Raw genomic sequence first — 13,787 nt, 5'->3', positions numbered from 1 at the left:
GGGATCATCTGCCCGATCGATTGTCCGGACATTGCGACAGAACCTGGGTCGCCGGTCAGGGCCGGACCAGCAGCTGGAACTCGAAGGAGTAGCGCGTCGGCCGGTAGGTGTGGTCGCCGAACTCGACCGCGCGGCCGGTGTCGTCGAAGGTGGTGCGCTGCATCGTGAGCAACGGGGCACCCTCGGCCTCGCCGAGCCGCTCGGCCTCGGCGGCCGTGGCCCCGCGGGCGCCGATGGACTGGCGGGCGCTGTGCAGGGTGATCCCGGCGGAGCGCATCAGCCGGTACAGGCCGGTGGCCTCCAGCTGGGCGGTGTCCAGGTCGAGCAGGCCGGGCGGGAGGTGGTTGACCAGGTAGGCCATCGGCTCGCCGTGCGCGAGGCGCAGCCGCTCGATGCGGTGCACGTCGCCGCCCTCGGGGACGCCGAGCGCGGCGGCGACGGTGGCGGAGGCCGGAAGCACGGTGTTGACCAGGACCTTGGTCGCGGGGCGCTGGCCGGCCGCCTCCAGGTCGTCGTACAGGCTGCTCAGCTCCAGCGGGCGCTTGACCTGGCTGTGCACCACCTGCGTGCCGACGCCGCGGCGGCGCACGAGGAGTCCCTTGTCAACCAGGGACTGGATGGCCTGGCGCACGGTCGGCCGGGACAGACCGAGCCGCGCGGCCAGCTCGATCTCGTTGCCCAGCAGGCTGCCCGGGGTGAGGGTGCCGTGCTCGATGGCGGCCTCCAGCTGCTGGGAGAGCTGGAAGTACAACGGCACCGGGGAGCTACGGTCCACACGGAGGTCGAGCGACACGGTCGGGTCCACATCTGGTTTCGGCACGGGCTCGAGCGTAGTCCCGTGATCGGTTGACGGGAAGTTGTGTAGTCCGGTTGTCCGGACATGCGCATTGACAGCGTACGGGCTCCGCCCTCACTTTGTTTCCATGCGCATCGGGGTCATCGGTACGGGCCGCATCGGCACCCTTCACGCGAGAACGCTCAGCCGTCACCGCGAGGTCGGATCGCTGATCCTGACGGACGCGGATCCGGCGCGGGCGCAGGGACTGGCACACCGGCTGGGCGAGACGGTGGCGCCGGGGGTGGACGAGATCTTCAAGTGGGGCGTGGACGCGGTGGTGATCACCACGGCGACGCCGGCCCACGCCGAGCTGATCGGCCGGGCGGCGCGCTCGGGTCTGCCGGTCTTCTGCGAGAAGCCGATCGCGCTCGACCTGCCGGGCACGCTGCAGGCGCTCACCGAGGTGGAGACGGCGGGAACGGTCCTGCAGATGGGGTTCCAGCGGCGCTTCGACGCGGGATACGCCGGCGCCCGTGAAGCCGTCGGCTCGGGACGGCTCGGCCGGCTGCACACCGTACGCGCGATGACCTGCGACCAGTCCCCTCCTCCGGCCGAGTGGCTGCCGCTGTCCGGTGGCCTGTTCCGGGACACGCTGATCCACGACTTCGACGTGCTGCGCTGGGTGACGGGCCGTGAGGTGACCGACGTGTACGCCACCGGGTCCGACGCCGGGCCCGCGATGTTCCGCGAGTCCGGCGACGTCGGCACGGGTGCGGCGCTGCTCACGCTGGACGACGGCACGCTCGCCACGGCCACGGCGACCCGGCTGAACGGCGCCGGGTACGACGTGCGCATGGAGCTGGCCGGGGAGCGGGACACGGTCGTGGTGGGCCTGGACGACCGCACCCCGCTCGCGTCGACCGAGCCGACCGGGCCGCCGCCCGCGGACAAGCCGTGGACGGGCTTCCTGGAGCGGTTCGGGCCCGCGTACGAGGCCGAGCTGAACGCCTTCGTGGACGTGATCCGCGGCGAGCGCCCCAACCCGTGCGACGGCCACGAGGCCCTGCAGGCCCTTCGGGTGGCCGAGGCCTGCGAGCTCTCCCGGCGGGAGCGGCGCCCGGTGCCCCTGGCCGAGATCCCGGACCGGCCCCGGGCGTCGTAGCCCGGGCCCGCCGTCGACCTCGGCGGGGCGGCGGCTACCAACGCACCGGCAGCCTGCGGACGCCTCTCATCAGCAGGCCCGGGAGCCATTCGTCGGGGTGGGTGTCGAGGGTCAGGGCGGGGGCGCGGCGGAGGAGCGTGCCGATGGCCGTGCGGCCCTCCAGGCGGGCCAGGGGTGCGCCCAGGCAGTAGTGGATGCCGTGGCCGAAGGCGAGGTGGCCGCGCGGGTCGCGGCGGATGTCGAAGCGGTCCGGTTCGGCGTAGCGGGCGCCGTCGCGCTGGGCGGCGGTGAGGCCGACCATCACATGCTCGCCCCGTTCGATCCGGACTCCGCCGATCTCCAGGGGCTCGACGGCATAGCGGAACGTGGCGGTCTGCACCGGGCCCTCGTAGCGCAGCATCTCCTCGATCGCGCCGTCCAGCAGGCCCATGTCGGCGCGCAGGGCGGCGAGTTGGCCGGGGTGGGTGAGCAGGGCCAGGACGCCGTTGCCGATGAGGTTCACGGTGGTCTCGTGGCCGGCGATCAGCAACAGGAAGGCCATGCCGCGCAGTTCTTCCGGCGAGAGGCGGTCGCCGTCCTCGGCGGTGGTGCGGATCAGCTCGCTGAGCAGGTCGTCGGCCGGACCTGCGCACCGCTTGTCCTCGATCAGCTCGGTCAGATACCCGGCGAGGCGGACGACCGCGTCGTACTCGCTCTGCGAGCTGGTCGGTGCGACCGTCTCCGTCGACAGTTTGCGGAATTCGTCCCGGTCCATCTCGGGGACGCCGAGCAGTTCGCAGATGACGGTGATGGCCAGCGGGTAGGCGAGGGAGCCTATGAGGTCGGCGCGGCCGGCCGGGAGCATCTCGGCCAGCAGGTCGTCGGTGATCTGCTGGACACGCGGGCGCAGCCGCTCCACCCGGCGCATGGTGAAGGCGCGGGCGACGAGGCCGCGCAGCCGGGTGTGCTGCGGTGGATCGACGGTCAGCAGGTTCGGCCCGATCATGTCCTCGTCGAGGAAACGCACGTCGATCCGGCTTCCGTCCTTGGACAGGCGGGGGTCGGCGAGTGCGGCACGCGCCTCCTCGTACCCGACGACGAGCCAGCTCGCGTAGCCCTCGTCGGCGCCCGGCGGGCGGACGCGGTGGACCGGGCCCCGCTCGCGCAGCCGGGCGTACACCGCGTGCGGGCTCCGGCGCAGCTCGTCGCCGTACTCCCCCAGATCGATCGGCTCCATGACCTTCCCGTCCTCCCCTTGCGGCCCCCGAGGCCAGACAGCACCCCGTGCACCGACAACGTCCGGGACACCCGGTCAGTGCCCGTCCTCCTCCAGGAATCCCGCGTCGTACGCGAGCAGCGCGATCTGCACCCGGTTGTCGAGGCCGAGTTTGGCGAGGATGCGGGAGACATGGGTCTTGACGGTGGCCACGCTCATGAACAGTTCGGCGGCGATCGCCGCGTTGGTGAGGCCGCGGCCGACGGCGACGGCGACCTCGCGTTCACGGTCGTTGAGGACGGCGAGCCGCGAGCGGGCGCGTGCCTGGCGTGCGTCGGCGGCGCTGCCGGCCGCGTGCCGCATCAACTGCCGGGTGACGGCGGGCGACAGGACCGGATCGCCGGCCGCGACCCGGCGCACGGCGTCGACGATCTCGGCGGGCGGGGTGTCCTTCAGCACGAATCCCGCGGCGCCCGCGCGCAGGGCGTGCAGCACCTGTTCGTCGGCGTGGAAGGTGGTGAGCACCACGACCTGCGGAGCGTCGGGCCGGGCGCGCAGCCGCTCGGTCGCGGTGAGCCCGTCCACCGACGGCATCCGGATGTCCATGAGGACGACGTCCGGCCGGGTGCGCGAGACGAGTTCCCCGGCCTGGGCGCCGTCGGCCGCCTCCCCGACGATCTCGATGTCCTCGGCCCCGCCGATCATCAGGGCCAGTCCGGCCCGGACGAGCGGGTCGTCGTCGACGAGGAGGAGTCTGATCGGCTTCATGGGCCTTACGTAATCACGGTGTGGGCGGCGCGTGGGGGCCGTATCGGCGCACGGCGTCGCGGTTGCCATTGCCATTGCCATCGCTGTCGCTGTCGCTGTCAGGGTGTCGGTCCGGCCTGTCCCCACGGCAGCCATGCCCGTACCTCGAACCCGCCGTCGGCGGTGGTGCCGTGTTCGAGGCGGCCGCCGGTGAGGGCGGCGCGTTCGGTGAGGCCGATCAGGCCCTGGCCGGAGCCGGGGACGGGCGTGGGCTCGGTGGTGGGCGGCGGGTTGGTGACCGTGAGGGTGAGGCCGTCCCCCGGGGTGCCGGTGAGGCTCAGCGTGACCTCGGCGCCGGGGGCGTGCTTGCGGGCGTTGGTCAGGGCCTCCTGGGCGATGCGGTAGGCGGTGCGGCCGACGGAGGCGGGGACGGCGGCCGGGTCGGCGACGCGGTGGTCCAGGCTCACCTTCATGCCCGCCTCGCGGCACTCGGCGACGAGGGCGTCCAGCCCGGCCAGCGTCGGCTGGCGGCGCTCGCCGGCCGCGTCCTCGGACTCGCCGGCCCGCAGCACGCCGATGATCTCCCGCAGATCCTCGAGTGCCTCGTGGGCGCTCTCCCTGATCACTCCGGCGGCCCGGGCGATCTCCTCGCGCGGCGCGTCCGGCCGGAACTCCAGGGCGCCCGCGTGCACGCTGAGGAGGGTGAGCCGGTGGGCCAGGACATCGTGCATCTCGCGGGCGATGGCCTCGCGGGCGAGCCGCTGCGCCTGCTCGGCCCGCAGCCGCGCCTCGGTCTCCGCCCGGCGGGCCCGCTCGCGCAGGCTGAGCATCAGCAGCCGCTTGGAGCGCACGAACATGCCCCAGCCGATGACGGAGACGCAGAGCAGCACGGCGAACACGACGGACCCCGCGTAGGAGAGGTCGTGGTCCGGGCGCAGCCAGTAGTAGACGGGTACGAGGGCGAGGTTGACGCCGCCGATCCAGGCGACGTAGCGGAAGGGCCGGTGCACGGCGAGGGTGAACAGGGCGACCATGGCGGTACCGCCCGCGGTGGAGGACACGAAACCGACGGGGACCATCGCTACGGCGAGGCCGACCGGCCAGCGGCGGCGCAGCCAGACGGCGCCGGTGGACAGGCCGCCGATCAGCACGTCGGCGACGGCGAGGCCCCGGGGGACGTGCTGTTGCCGCAGCAGGACGGCGGCGGCCGCCAGGAACACGAACACGGCCAACAGGAAGCAGCAGGTGTCGACGACCCAGTCCCGTGCGGTGCGCCGGGGCGGCCGGCCGTCGGGGCCGGAGTCCGGATCGAGCCCGTGCAGCAGGGCCGAGGGCAGCATCCAGCGACGGAGCCCCGCCCCGCGCGCCATGGTGGGGCCAAGCCCGTTCTCTGTCACGGTCGACAAATCTACGCAGGACGCGGGGCGTCGGCCGCACCGTGCGCGCGATCGGCTACCAAAGTCGCGCACTCATGGACTTTCGGCGGCACACGCGCGGTGGGCGGCCCATGAGCCACCCCCTCGGGACTGGGGACGACAGCGGGCCGCCGGGACGGTTCCCGGCGGCCCGCTGGTGGTGCCGAACGTGCGGGTCACGCTTGTCGCGCTGTTCCCTCGGGTCCGGCCGACCGGTTCAGCAGCCGAAGTCGACCAGGTTGAACGTGGCGTAGTGGTCGGAGGTGTAGTAGTCCTCCTGGTCCTGCTCACCGGTGACGATGCGCCGGGCACCGCGCGTGGGGGAACCGGGCGTGACCACGGTGTACTCGTGGTAGTAGCCGTAGCCCTCGCTGGGCAGGACGCCTTCCTTGTTGGAGAAGACGGTGCCGTCCTGCGAGTACGGGTACGGGCCGCCCTGGGCGATCAGGTCCAGGGTGTGGTGGGCCTGCGACGGCAGGGCGCTGTAGCAGATGCTGCCGACCGAGTCCGCTGCGGCGTCCGCCGTGGTGGCGGAGACGGTGCCGCCCACGAGAAGGGCGGACAGGAGCGCGGCTGCGGCGCCGATGCGAGTTGCGCGTGGGGGGAATCTCATGCCGTCATGATGACGCGCGTAGACGTTGGCATGTCAACGACAAGATTGAAGATTTTCCTTTCAAGTCCGATGAGTTTTCGCGAAGTTAACCTGCCGTCCTGCGCCCCCACGCGGTCCCCACAAGTACCAGCGCGCCGCCCGCGAGGCCGAGTGCGCCGAGCCGTTCCCCGCCGAGCGCGATACCGGCCGCGGCGGCCCACAGCGGCTCGGTGCCGAGCAGCAGACCGACGCGGGACGGTGAGGTACGGCGGACCGCCCACATCTGCACGAAGAAGGCGAACACCGTGCACAGCGCGGACAGGAACAGCAGCCCCGCCCAGTCCCGCGCGCCGAAGTCCGCCGCGACCGTCCAGGGCCCATGGCCGCCGGAGACCGCCGAGAGGAGGGCGAACACGGCGACCGCCGCGCCGAGTTGGACCGTGGTCAGCGGCAGCGCGTCGGCGCCCTGGACGGCCCTGAGCCGGGACATGGCGAGGACGTGCAGCGTACGGGCGAGCGCGGCGAGCAGCATCAGCAGGTCACCGGTGCTCGGCCGGGTGAAGCCGCCGCCCTGGGTGAGCAGGACGACACCGAGCACCGACAGCAGCGCCGCGCCGAGGAAGGCCGGGGTGGGCCGGGTGCGGGTGACGGCGGCCTCGGCGAGCGGGGTGAAGACCATGGTGAGGCTGATGATCAGACCGGCGTTGGTCGCCGAGGTGTGCACCACGCCGTACGTCTCCAGCAGGAAGATCCCGCTGAGGATCAGGCCCAGCAGGGCCGCCCCGCGCCACTGTGCGCCGGTGAGCGCCCGCAGGCCGCGGCGGCCGGCGACGGCCAGCACGGGCACGGCGAGTGCGAACCGCAGCACCAGCACGGCGAGCACCGTACGGGCTGTGGTGATGTCCTTGGCCGCGAGGTAGCTGGCGCCCCAGCAGACGGCGACGAGCAGGACGGGCAGATCGGTGTGCCAGGCACGGCGGGGCGCTGCGTCCCGCCGCCGGATTCCCGTCGTCCGCCCGGAGGGCGGGCCTGGCGGCGTCTGGTGCGTGCGATCGCAAGGCGCCGGAGCGCCCTCGTGGCGGAGCCACGTGGGCGGTTCGGCAACGCGGGTGGGGGCGCCCCCTCTGGGGGAGTGCGTGCCAGGCGTCGCCAGGCAGGCGGGAATCCGGCGGCGGGGCGCGAGGGCGGCGCCCGGTACGGCGATCGATGACATGGGGCGGTCCCGGTCTCCGAAAGGGGTGCGGAGACATCGGCGGCTCGCACGGGGCGCGATCACCGTACCGGCGAGGACGATCTTCGGCCAGGGGTTTGTGCAGGTGGTTCGTGCCCGGCTCAGGCGTCTTCGGGCAGTTCGTACGACCCGTACTCGGGGCTGCCCGCCAGGTCGTACGACTGGATGGAGACGCCCTTGCCCGTGATGCGGCCGCCGGTGTGCCGGAAGCCGGTGGGGACCGCGCCCTCGGTGAACAGGCGGCGGCCGGTGCCGAGGACGACCGGGAAGGTCAGCAGATGCAGGGTGTCGAGGAGCCGGAGGTCGAGCAGGGAGCGGACCAGGGCGCCGCTGCCGTGGACCTGGAGTTCCCCGTCCGTGCGCTCCTTGAGGGCCTGCACCTCCTTGGCGAGGTCGCCGCCGATCACCGTGGTGCCGGACCACTCGGGCGACTGGAGGGTGGAGGAGACGACGTACTTCGGGAGTGCGTTGAGCCTGGACGCGATGGGATTGGCCGGGTCGGTCACCTTCGGCCAGTAGGAGGCGAAGATGTCGTACGTACGACGGCCGAGCAGGAAGGCGCCGGCGCGGTCGAAGACCTCGGCGACGAAGCGGCCGAAGTCCTCGTCGCCGTACACGAAGCTCCAGCCGCCGTGGGTGAAGCCGCCGCTGGGGTCCTCCTGGGGGCCGCCGGGCGCCTGGTACACACCGTCGAGGGTGACGAAGATGGTGGAGACGAGCTTGCCCATGGCGGGTGCCTTCTTCCGGGTGCGGGGTCTGCTGTCATCAGCTCAGACCCCGCACGCACCCGCAACTCATCGGTTCGAGCCGCGCGCACCGGGAGAATTCCCGGCTCAGCCGGCGTGGGTGGAGAACAGCCCGCCGGTCGGGCCCTGCTTGTCCCCGCCCTGGGCCTTCTTCAGGGCGTTGGCGAGGCTCTCGATGGTGAGGGACTGCAGGATCACCCGGCCGTTGCCCTCCAGGGTGGCCAGCGACAGGCCCTCGCCGCCGAACACGGCATTCATGATCCCCTGCCGGTTGAGGCCGCCGACGCGCTGGACGCCGTACTGGATGCCCTCCTCGAAGGCGACCACGCAGCCGGTGTCCACCTCGATCCGGCCGCCGAAGTCCGCCGGGTTGAGGTCGATGAAGTTGCCCGCGCCGGCGATGATCACCGTGCCGTACCCGGTGAACTTCTCCAGGACGAAGCCCTCGCCGCCGCTCATGCCGGTGCGGGCGCCGGCGAAGGCGATGCCGAACTCGACGGTGGACTCGGCGGCCACGAAGGCGTCCTTCTCGGCGAACCACGCGCGTGTGCCGTCGAGTTCCAGGGCGCGCATCTCGCCGGGGAGCACTCCGGCGAAGCCGACCGTGCCCTCACCGCCCTGGGAGGTGAAGTACTGGAACGCCAGCGACTCGCCCGCGAGCATGCGCTGGCCCACCTGCATGGCGGTGCCCATGGCCTGGCGGAGCATGCCGCCCATGCCGCCGCCTCCGCCGCTCTGCTGCTGCCCGCTGTTTCCGGACGGGCCGGACAGCCGCGTCTCCATGGTCACGTTCGTCGTCTTGAACAGGAACTTTCCGGCCTCGCAGTACACGGTCTGGCCGGGCTGCAGGTTGACGACCGCCATCTGCATGGCGTTGCCGACGATCTCTTGCTGAAGGGTCACGCCGGGAGAACGCGGGAGACAGACCCGTAAGTTCCGGGAGACCGGAAACGGGTCCTTGTGGGGGACACGCGGGGCGCCCGGTGCTGTCCAGGCCGGGGCGCCCCGCGCGCGTGCGGGGTGGTTCAGCCGCCCAGTTCCTGGTGCCGGGCGGCGAGGCCCGCCGCGCCCTGCTCGGTCAGGGAGCCGTACAGGCGCAGTCGGGAGATGCCGCCGTCGGGGAAGATGTCCACGCGCGCGTGCGTGCCGACGGCCGGCTCCGGGAGTACGAAGCGGTGGTTGGTGTCGGGCTGCAGGCGGGTGCGCGGCAGGATCTCGGTCCACTCGCCGCTCTCGCCGTCCTTCACCGACACCGACGCCCAGCCGGCGCTGTTGCCCTTCAGATAGGCGGTGTCGATCTCGATCGCGCGGATCTGCGCCTGGTCGGCCAGCTGGTAGCGGATCCAGTCGTTGCCCTGGTCACGGCGGCGGCGGGTCTCCCAGCCGTCGTCCATCTTACGGGAGCGGCCCGGCTGGATGGTGTTGGTGGCGGGCGAGTAGAAGAGGTTGGAGGCGTCCTCGACCCGGCCGCCGTTCTCCAGGGCGACCACGTCGAAGGTGCCCAGGACGGACAGCCACTTCGGGTCCGGGACGACCTCGCCGTACACCCGCAGGCGCGCGATGCCGCCGTCGGGGTGCTGGTTGACGCGCAGGTGTGTGAAGCGCTGTTCGACCAAGACCTCGAAGCCGTTGGCGGCGTGACCGCCGACGGCGGTGCGCGGGACGAGCGTCGTCCACTTCACGTCGTCGCCCAGCAGTTCCTCCGGGGACGGCGAGCCGGGTACGGACGTGCCCTCGATGGAGACGGCCTGCGGGTAGTTGCCGCGGAAGTGGGCGGTGTCGACGACGATGCCGCGCACGACACCCGGCGCCCCGAGGCGGACCAGCGCCCAGTCGTGGTCCTCGGCGGTCGGCCAAGGGTGGTCGGCGGACACACCGCGCCGGCGGCGGGTCTCCCAGCCGTCCATGATCTTGCCCTTGTGCCCGAAGTGCTCGGGGTCGAACTCGGCCGGCTCGGGCACCAGCAGGTTCTCCCGCTGGGCGAAGAACTCGTCGTTGGCGGCGATGACACCGGCGCCGAGCTGCCGGTCGGCGAGGTTGGCGTACTGGGTGAAGGGGAAGTCGGCGGTGCGGTAGTCCGCGTACGGGTCGCCGCCTCCGTAGGGGTTCGCGTCGCCGGTGAAGCTGGCCCAACTAGATTGATGCAGCGCCGTCACGGTGATCAGGGGGTCCTTTCTGGAGTCGGCCGGGTGCGGGTGCGGGGGGGCTTACTGGGGGCGGGCGAGCAGCGTGCCCTTCGAGGCCGTGAACTCGCCGTCCGCGACGATGCGTTCGCCGCGCAGCCAGGTGGACCTCACGACGCCGTACAGGGTCTTGCCGGCGTACGCGGTGACCCGGTTGCGGTGCTGGAGACCGGCCGGGTCGACGGTGAAGGTCTCGTCGGGGGCGAGGACGGCGAAGTCGGCGTCGTGGCCGGGTGCGATGGCGCCCTTGCGCGCGTCGAGGCCCACCAGGGCGGCGGTCTTCGTGGACATCCAGCGCACGACGTCCTCCAGGCCGTGGCCGCGCTCGCGGGCCTCGGTCCATACGGCGGGGAGGCTGAGCTGGAGGCCGGAGATGCCGCCCCAGGCGGTGGCGAAGTCGGCGGTCTTCAGGTCGATGGTGGAGGGTGAGTGGTCGGTGACGACACAGTCGATCGTGCCGTCCGCCAGCGCCTCCCACAGCAGGTCCTGGTTGGCGGCCTCGCGGATGGGCGGGCAGCACTTGAACTCGCTGGCGCCGTCCGGGACTTCCTCGGCCGTGAGGGTGAGGTAGTGCGGGCAGGTCTCCACGGTGATCTTCACGCCCTCGGCGCGGGCGGCGCGGATCAGCGGCAGCGCGTCGCTGGAGGACAGGTGCAGTACGTGCACGCGCGCGTGGAGGCGGCGGGCCTGCGCGATGAGGTTCGCGATGGCCGTGTCCTCGGCGTCGCGCGGGCGGGAGGCGAGGAAGTCGGCGTACTTGGGGCCGCCCTGCTGCGGAGCGGCGGCGAGGTGGTGCGGGTCCTCGGCGTGCACGATCAGCAGGCCGTCGAAGCCGGCGATCTCCGCCATGGACTGGGCGAGCCGGTCCTGGTCGAGGTGCGGGAACTCGTCCACGCCGGACGGGGACAGGAACGCCTTGAAGCCGAAGACACCGGCGTCCTGCAGCGGGCGCAGGTCCTTGACGTTGTCCGGCAGGGCGCCGCCCCAGAAGCCGACGTCGATGTGCGCCTTGTCGGCGGCCACCTCCCGCTTCACGCGCAGGTTCTCGACGGTCGTGGTCGGCGGGAGGGAGTTGAGCGGCATGTCGATCAGCGTGGTGATGCCACCGGCCGCCGCCGCGCGGGTGGCGGTCCAGAAGCCCTCCCACTCGGTGCGCCCCGGGTCGTTGACGTGCACGTGGGTGTCGACCAGACCGGGCAGCAGAACGTCGTCGCCGAAGTCCTCCAGCCGCGCACCGGCCGGGACCTCCGCGTCGTACGGCAGGACCGCCGTGATCCTCCCGGCGGACACGGTGACCGTGGCGGCCCGCGTCCCTTCCGGCGTGATGACGCGCGTCGAGCGCAGGACCAGTTCAGCGTCGGACACCCGAACCCCTCTCTGTACGGCCGTTTTACGCCCTGGAAACGGGATTTACACCCACGTAACGGAATTCAACGTTCTGTTGAAGGAGTCTTCACTCCCGCTCCCCCGCCGTCAAGGGGCACACTTCCGGACGGCGGGCAACCCGCACTCACTCTGGACGTTTCCACAACGCGGAATTAGAATTCCAGCAGGCAGAACGTAGCTACGCACAAGCAGGGAGTCAACCGGCTGCCCGGTAGGCTTCTGCCCCCTGCCAGTCCCGAAAGGAACGCGCCGTGCCGACGTCCAGCGCCAGCACCACCGACTCCGCCAAGCCCTCCGCCGGAGGCGGGGTCCAGTCCCTGGAGCGCGCCTTCGATCTGCTCGAGCGGATGGCGGACGCGGGCGGCGAGGTCGGTCTGAGCGAACTGTCCGCGACCAGCGGCCTCCCGCTGCCGACCATCCACCGGCTGATGCGCACGCTGGTCGCCTGCGGCTACGTCCGCCAGCAGCCGAACCGGCGGTACGCGCTCGGCCCCCGGCTCATCCGGCTCGGCGAGTCGGCGTCCCGGCTGCTCGGCACGTGGGCGCGGCCGTATCTCGCGCGGCTGGTCGAGGAGACCGGCGAGACGGCGAACATGGCACTGCTGGACGGCGACGAGATCGTGTACGTGGCCCAGGTGCCGTCCAAGCACTCGATGCGCATGTTCACCGAGGTGGGGCGCCGGGTGCTACCGCACTCGACCGGGGTGGGCAAGGCGCTGCTCGCAGGCGTGCCCGACGAGGAGGTCCGTGCACTGCTGTCCCGTACGGGCATGCCGGCCGCGACCGAGAAGACCATCACCACGCCCGAGGGGTTCCTGGCGGCGCTGGAGGATGTGCGGCAGCTGGGGTACGCCGTGGACGACAACGAGCAGGAGATAGGGGTTCGGTGCCTCGCGGTGTCCGTGCCGGAGTCTCCGACGGCTGCGGCGATCTCGATCTCCGGGCCGGCCGGGCGTGTCACCGAAGCGGCTACCGACAAGATCGTGCCCGTGCTGCAGCAGATTGCCCTTGAGTTGTCTCAGGCGTTGGCCAGTTCGGGCGCCTAAGGGGGGTGCCCTTTCGGCGCGTGGGCGACTGCGGGTACTTCGTGGTTTCTCGCGCAGTTCCCCGCGCCCCTGGGTGGGCACAGTCAACCCCGCTGCATTGGTTCCCCGAACAGATCCACCGCCTCTCGGACCCCGCTCAAACCCCTCGCCAGGGCACTCACCGAGCCGATCGCGCCCGCGATCAGTAACAGGGAGCCGCGCAGGCGGGGGATCTCCGGGCGGCCGCCCGTGGCCATCGCCGCGAGGGCGGCCAGTTCGTCCTCGGCTATGGCGCGGTCGGGGAAGTCGGTCGGGAGCGCGGCGAGTTCGCGGCGCAGCCGGGACACCGCGGTCCGCAGTTCCGCCACCCTCGGATCCTCGTCGCTGCCGGTCACTGGCCTCTGCCCCAAGCTCCGCAACACAGCCCTCCCCCTCACACTCCGTCGTGCGCGGGCCAGTAAACGCCACCGTGTCCGGGAGCGCCACAGGGCGGACCGAAATTCAGCCCAACGAAAGCGGCCGCCCGCGCCCCCGTCAGGTATGCAGGACGCATGACGGACAAGCATCGCGAGGACGTCGCCGGACTGCTGCTCGCCGCCGGCGGGGGCAGACGGCTCGGCGGGCGGCCCAAGGCGCTGCTGGAGCACCGGGGGCGGCCGCTGGTCGAGCACGCGGTCGGGGTGCTGCGCGCGGCCGGATGCGAGCGGGTGCACGTGGTGCTGGGCGCCCGTGCCGAGGACGTGCGGGCGCGGGCCGATCTGAGCGGCTGTGTGCTCGTGGACAATCCCGACTGGGCCGAGGGCATGGGTACCTCGCTGCGGGCCGGGCTGGCCTCGCTGGACGGTACGGGCGTGCGCGCGGCCCTGGTGAGCCTGGTCGACCAGCCGGGCATCGGGGCGGCGGCCGTGGCGCGGGTGCTGGGCGCGTACCGGGACGAGACATCGCTGGTCTCGGCCGCCTACGACGGTCTGCGCGGGCATCCCGTCCTCTTCGGCGCGGCCCACTGGGCGGGCATCGCGACGACCGCCACCGGAGATCGCGGGGCGCGGGACTACCTCAAGGAGCACGCCGGGCGGATCCGGCTCGTGGAGTGCGCGGACGTGGCCGAGCCGTACGACATCGACACGGAAGCCGACCTGCGCCACCTTGAGTGAGGGGGGTGGCACTGGGCGCCACCTTGCCTCGACTCAGAGAATCTCGACATCAACAAACCATTGAAGTTCCACAATGAGAAAACTAGTATCCACTGTTCAGAAGCGCCTGACCGCACAGCTGGCGCTGTTTGCCCTATTCGTGCCACTTGGCACTTGGTGCCACCGCTGAAGGA

At 71.9% G+C, this 13,787-nt stretch carries 14 protein-coding genes; 3 read left to right on the top strand and 11 right to left on the bottom strand.

Annotation, left to right across the window (positions count from 1 at the left end; all coding sequences use genetic code 11):
• Positions 1 to 55: 55 nt before the first annotated feature.
• Positions 56 to 793 carry a GntR family transcriptional regulator gene (locus ACWC0C_RS36605; protein WP_449200563.1) on the bottom strand — a complete coding sequence of 246 codons (738 nt, stop codon included), beginning with the start codon at positions 791 to 793 and terminating at the stop codon, positions 56 to 58.
• Between the two features lie 130 nt (positions 794 to 923).
• Between ACWC0C_RS36605 and ACWC0C_RS36600 the strand changes: the two genes are divergently transcribed.
• Positions 924 to 1,940 carry a Gfo/Idh/MocA family protein gene (locus ACWC0C_RS36600; protein WP_450868589.1) on the top strand — a complete coding sequence of 339 codons (1,017 nt, stop codon included), beginning with the start codon at positions 924 to 926 and terminating at the stop codon, positions 1,938 to 1,940.
• Between the two features lie 34 nt (positions 1,941 to 1,974).
• On the opposite strand, the gene ACWC0C_RS36595 is transcribed toward ACWC0C_RS36600, so the two are convergent.
• The 9 genes from ACWC0C_RS36595 to allB all read right to left on the bottom strand — a co-directional run bounded on the left by ACWC0C_RS36595 (position 1,975) and on the right by allB (position 11,414).
• A complete protein-coding gene (locus ACWC0C_RS36595) occupies positions 1,975 to 3,156 on the bottom strand; it encodes a cytochrome P450 family protein (RefSeq protein ID WP_450868587.1) in 1,182 nt (393 codons plus the stop codon).
• Between the two features lie 75 nt (positions 3,157 to 3,231).
• Entirely contained in the window at positions 3,232 to 3,903 is a 672-nt protein-coding gene (locus tag ACWC0C_RS36590) for a response regulator (RefSeq protein ID WP_449200522.1), read from the bottom strand.
• 98 nt (positions 3,904 to 4,001) lie between these two features.
• The gene (locus ACWC0C_RS36585; RefSeq protein WP_450868628.1) at positions 4,002 to 5,252 is read right to left on the bottom strand and encodes a sensor histidine kinase; all 1,251 of its coding nucleotides are present in this window, start codon (positions 5,250 to 5,252) and stop codon (positions 4,002 to 4,004) included.
• A gap of 262 nt (positions 5,253 to 5,514) precedes the next feature.
• Entirely contained in the window at positions 5,515 to 5,910 is a 396-nt protein-coding gene (locus ACWC0C_RS36580; RefSeq protein ID WP_449200521.1) for a ribonuclease domain-containing protein, read from the bottom strand.
• An 85-nt stretch (positions 5,911 to 5,995) separates the two neighbouring features.
• A complete protein-coding gene (locus ACWC0C_RS36575) occupies positions 5,996 to 7,102 on the bottom strand; it encodes a DMT family transporter (RefSeq protein ID WP_450868585.1) in 1,107 nt (368 codons plus the stop codon).
• Between the two features lie 119 nt (positions 7,103 to 7,221).
• Positions 7,222 to 7,848: a dihydrofolate reductase family protein gene (locus ACWC0C_RS36570; protein ID WP_450868583.1), complete on the bottom strand. Its 627-nt coding sequence runs from the start codon at positions 7,846 to 7,848 to the stop codon at positions 7,222 to 7,224.
• Positions 7,849 to 7,953: 105 nt separating this feature from the next.
• Positions 7,954 to 8,769 carry an AIM24 family protein gene (locus ACWC0C_RS36565; RefSeq protein WP_449200518.1) on the bottom strand — a complete coding sequence of 272 codons (816 nt, stop codon included), beginning with the start codon at positions 8,767 to 8,769 and terminating at the stop codon, positions 7,954 to 7,956.
• A gap of 122 nt (positions 8,770 to 8,891) precedes the next feature.
• On the bottom strand, positions 8,892 to 10,031 hold the full coding sequence (alc, locus tag ACWC0C_RS36560; RefSeq protein ID WP_449200561.1) for an allantoicase: 1,140 nt from the start codon (positions 10,029 to 10,031) through the stop codon (positions 8,892 to 8,894).
• A gap of 42 nt (positions 10,032 to 10,073) precedes the next feature.
• Complete coding sequence (gene allB, locus ACWC0C_RS36555) at positions 10,074 to 11,414, bottom strand: allantoinase AllB (RefSeq protein ID WP_450868581.1); 1,341 nt, start codon at positions 11,412 to 11,414, stop codon at positions 10,074 to 10,076.
• A gap of 272 nt (positions 11,415 to 11,686) precedes the next feature.
• On the opposite strand from allB, the gene ACWC0C_RS36550 reads away from it, so the two are divergent.
• Positions 11,687 to 12,481 carry an IclR family transcriptional regulator gene (locus ACWC0C_RS36550; protein WP_449200516.1) on the top strand — a complete coding sequence of 265 codons (795 nt, stop codon included), beginning with the start codon at positions 11,687 to 11,689 and terminating at the stop codon, positions 12,479 to 12,481.
• Positions 12,482 to 12,564: 83 nt separating this feature from the next.
• Here the strand turns inward: ACWC0C_RS36550 and ACWC0C_RS36545 are convergent, their stop codons facing one another.
• Positions 12,565 to 12,882: a DUF5955 family protein gene (locus ACWC0C_RS36545; RefSeq protein WP_449200515.1), complete on the bottom strand. Its 318-nt coding sequence runs from the start codon at positions 12,880 to 12,882 to the stop codon at positions 12,565 to 12,567.
• A gap of 129 nt (positions 12,883 to 13,011) precedes the next feature.
• On the opposite strand from ACWC0C_RS36545, the gene ACWC0C_RS36540 reads away from it, so the two are divergent.
• The gene (locus tag ACWC0C_RS36540; protein ID WP_450868579.1) at positions 13,012 to 13,614 is read left to right on the top strand and encodes a nucleotidyltransferase family protein; all 603 of its coding nucleotides are present in this window, start codon (positions 13,012 to 13,014) and stop codon (positions 13,612 to 13,614) included.
• The last annotated feature ends 173 nt before the right edge of the window (positions 13,615 to 13,787 follow it).

This window comes from Streptomyces sp. NPDC001709 (assembly GCF_053596375.1).
Note: the sequence above shows the minus strand (reverse complement) of the source record. Positions and strands in the feature narration are given on the sequence as shown.

Bases quoted from the DNA above. Each gene is read 5' to 3' on its own strand.
- ACWC0C_RS36600 (WP_450868589.1), top strand. From the start codon at position 924: ATGCGCATCGGGGTCATCGGTACGGGCCGCATCGGCACCCTTCACGCG.
- ACWC0C_RS36595 (WP_450868587.1), bottom strand. From the start codon at position 3,156: ATGGAGCCGATCGATCTGGGGGAGTACGGCGACGAGCTGCGCCGGAGC.
- ACWC0C_RS36590 (WP_449200522.1), bottom strand. From the start codon at position 3,903: ATGAAGCCGATCAGACTCCTCCTCGTCGACGACGACCCGCTCGTCCGG.
- ACWC0C_RS36585 (WP_450868628.1), bottom strand. From the start codon at position 5,252: ATGGCGCGCGGGGCGGGGCTCCGTCGCTGGATGCTGCCCTCGGCCCTG.
- ACWC0C_RS36580 (WP_449200521.1), bottom strand. From the start codon at position 5,910: ATGAGATTCCCCCCACGCGCAACTCGCATCGGCGCCGCAGCCGCGCTC.
- ACWC0C_RS36575 (WP_450868585.1), bottom strand. From the start codon at position 7,102: ATGTCATCGATCGCCGTACCGGGCGCCGCCCTCGCGCCCCGCCGCCGG.
- ACWC0C_RS36570 (WP_450868583.1), bottom strand. From the start codon at position 7,848: ATGGGCAAGCTCGTCTCCACCATCTTCGTCACCCTCGACGGTGTGTAC.
- ACWC0C_RS36540 (WP_450868579.1), top strand. From the start codon at position 13,012: ATGACGGACAAGCATCGCGAGGACGTCGCCGGACTGCTGCTCGCCGCC.